The organism is Fulvivirga aurantia (assembly GCF_009711475.1).
Lineage (GTDB): Bacteria > Bacteroidota > Bacteroidia > Cytophagales > Cyclobacteriaceae > Fulvivirga > Fulvivirga aurantia.
Map to the genome: position 1 here is coordinate 1 of NZ_SMMD01000504.1, position 3401 is coordinate 3401.

Below are 3401 nucleotides of genomic sequence, written 5' to 3' on the forward strand. Positions count from 1 at the left end.
AGACCCTCCGATAGTATCGACAGCATTTTTTACGATATAAAGTCCCAGTCCACTGCCAGACTTGGTCTCATCGGCTCTATAAAACATATCGAAGATTTTCTTTTTCAATGCTTTATCAATGCCCGGGCCATTGTCTGCTACTTCAATTGCTACGTGGTCATGTTTTTCTTTCCAGCTAAATGTAACTATGGGTTTAAGGTTTTTCTTCCCGCCATATTTGATAGCATTTTCAGTAAGATTTTGAATTATACTTGTCAGAAATATGGGGTCAATACAGAGATTTACGTCTTCCTCAGGCATTATTACCTGAGCGCTATTTTCGTCAATGATATATTGTAGTCTTTCTAAGACGTCATGGGTTGTGTGTCTTAGGCTTACATTCTCAACATTTAAATCACCAGCTTTTATTTTTGTGATATCGAGGAGGCTTTCTAAGACAGTCTTGAGGTTTTTTGCACATTTATCGAGCATGATGCAATAATCCTGAGCTGTTTCGCCCTCAAGATCTTTGCTGGCGAGGTCTACCAGACCCATCATTGAGGCTACAGGCCCTTTAAGGTCATGAGATAATCGATACATAAATGTAGAAAGCTCACGATTTGCCTTTTTAAGTTTGATAGCGGTCTTACGTATTTGTGTTATATCTTTCATGATGATCGAGACACCATGACTAAATGGGTAGCAGGTAATTTCTGCATAGGTTTTGTTGGCATCATCAAGCTCAACGGTTACTGAAGATTTTTCACCTTCGTTAAGTGTGATTAAAATGCTCTTCTCGGCTTTTTTAGGTAAGTAGGGAAGGAGCTGATGTATGTGTTTACCTACTGCGGTACCTTCTTCAACAACCATTTTTTTAGCAGCCTGGCTGTTGCAGTAGATACAATACAAGTCCTGATTTAGGGCAAAGAACATGTCGCCAATACTTTCTGCAAGTGTTTTAAACTGTTCTTCTGAGCGCTGAAGAGCAACTTCTGCCTGATGCCTCTTTTCCCGGTTTTCTACATCTTTTAATTCTCTTCTTATGGCGGGTAATAACCTGCTTAAGTTGCCTTTAAATATATAATCGCTTGCGCCCATGCGCATCGCACTTACGGCTGCCTCTTCGCTTATGGTTCCGGAAACGATAATAAATGGCGCACTGGATTTCTCCCGTGAGATTTCAAGTGCTTTAGGTGCGTTTAGGCTAGGTAAATTGTTGTCACTTATAATAATATCATAAGGCCTACTCTCAAGTGCATCGTTTAGTTCTTTTGAGTCTTCCACACGAAAACCTTTCACATTAAAGTGGACTTTCTCCAGCTCTCGCAACAGGAGTAAATAGTCGTTTTCTGAATCTTCAACTACAAGTATGTTTAGTTCTTTTTCCATAAGTACAAGAGCTAATGCTTGCTGTTATTTTTTCAATAATGTGAAGTAGAAGGTAGAGCCTTTATCAATTTCACTCTCAGCCCAGATACGCCCATTATGTCTACTGATGATCCGGTTTACCGTGGCAAGGCCAATCCCTGTTCCGGAAAATTCTTTGTCAGAGTGCAGGCGTTGAAAAGCACCAAAAAGCTTGTCGACATAGTTCATGTCGAAACCAACACCATTGTCTTTTACAAAATACGTAGTGATATCATTGATAGATTTTGAGCCGATTTCAATTTTGAGTGGACGCTCCTTGTCGGCATATTTAATACTGTTGCCAATTAAATTTTCAAAAGCAATTTTTATAAGGCCGATATCTCCTTTTGCCCTCAAGCCATCCTCTACTTCGATTGTGGCATTAGAATGCGCCAGTTGCATTTGCTCACGCCCCACTTCTTTTGCCAGCACAGTAATATCTATTTCTGTTGCTTTAAAATCTTTTCTTGAGATCCGTGATAGATTCAGAATGTCATCGATGAGCTGCCCCATTCTCTTACTAGCCCCTACAACCCTACGCAGGTAATCTCTCGCCTTATCCGGAAGCTGATCGCTATAGTCTTCTTCCAGAGCTTCGCAAAAGCCGTGAATTGTGCGCAGCGGTGAGCGTAGGTCATGCGATACTGAATAGCTAAATGATTCTAACTCCTTATTTACGGTGTCGAGGTTTTCTAATCTTATTTTGAGTTGATTGTTGAGTTCCAGCACTTCTTGCTCGGCTTGCTTTCGTTTGGTAATGTCTTTCCAGCAAGAGCGACTTTCTATTATGTTGCCTTCATCATCTTTTATGGCTGTAACATTGAGCAGGACATCAACTTTGTTTCCGGCCTTATCCAGTAGTATCAGCTCTGCGTTTTTTACTTCTTCGTTCTTAAAAAACTCTTGCAGCGCCACCTCTATAGCGGGGTAGCAGTCGGAGTGGTAGAATTTTTTATAGGGTTGGTCGATAACATCACTTCTTTTATAGCCGGTGTTTTTGAGAAAGGTATCGTTGCAGGCTGTAATACATTTTGTTTTTGTACTCACTGAGGCATACATATCGGGTGAGTTATGATATAGGTCCTCAAACTGCTCTTTTGCTCTTTTTAATTCTTTGGTGCGTTGCGCGACTTTTTTCTCAAGTCGCTTATTAAAAGTGCTGACCTTGGCCTCGGCCTTTTTTCGTTCTGTAATGTCTTGTATTTGGGTGATAAAGTAAGACGGTTCGTTATTCTCATCTCTTATTAGAGATACATTTTCCTGACACCAGATGTACTTGCCTTCGAAGTGTTTATAGCGCTGGATTATTTCGTAGGTTTTAATTTCATCGTGTAAAAGGAGGGTTCTTTTCTCTGAGTTTTCACCTCTGCTTTCTGAGTGGCCTAATGACCTGAAGTCTGTCCCGTGTAACTCTTGTTGCGAATAGCCTAAAATTTGGCAAAGCGCTGCATTGGCTTCTATACAAATGCCTTCCAGGTCGATGAGTGCGATACCAATAGGGGAGTGATTGATTACTTTTCTGAAAATCTGCTCAGTTTCTTCAAGGGCAGATTTTTTACTTTCGAGCTCTTCCATTACTTGCTCAAGCTCATTGACCGTTTTGTCATAATCTTTATTGCCTTCTATAAGTACCCTACGTTGACGGCTTAGCGAGATGAGCAGGCCGGTAGTAATCCATATTGTACCAAAAATTACTAATCGATTGACGAACATCATTTCGGGCGAAATGCTATATGTAGAAAAATAGAATCCAACAGCTGTAAGTGCAGAGCAGAATGTTGCAGTTAAAAGAATGAAGGGCTGATTTTTATATTCAAAAGATATTAAAACGATCAGTATATAAGGAATGCCAGCCGCCACTCCCAATGGATAATTTGAATCTAAAAACACTGTGAGCGTGGCAAGTACAGCCATACTCATCACTAAAAGTTTATCCTCTACACGATCTGTAATGGGAATAAGTTGACGAGCTAATGACATACACACAAGTTCTACTTTACAACAAAGATTTTCTG

General features: G+C 40.3%; 2 protein-coding genes. Both read right to left on the reverse strand.

Annotated elements, in window-relative coordinates:
- Positions 1–1368 (reverse strand): sensor histidine kinase (locus E1176_RS03685; RefSeq protein ID WP_155209222.1); only part of this gene is annotated, 1368 nt, incomplete at its 3' end.
- Between the two features lie 24 nt (positions 1369–1392).
- Positions 1393–3401: PAS domain-containing sensor histidine kinase (locus tag E1176_RS03690; protein ID WP_222933071.1), on the reverse strand; the 2009-nt coding region annotated here is incomplete at its 5' end.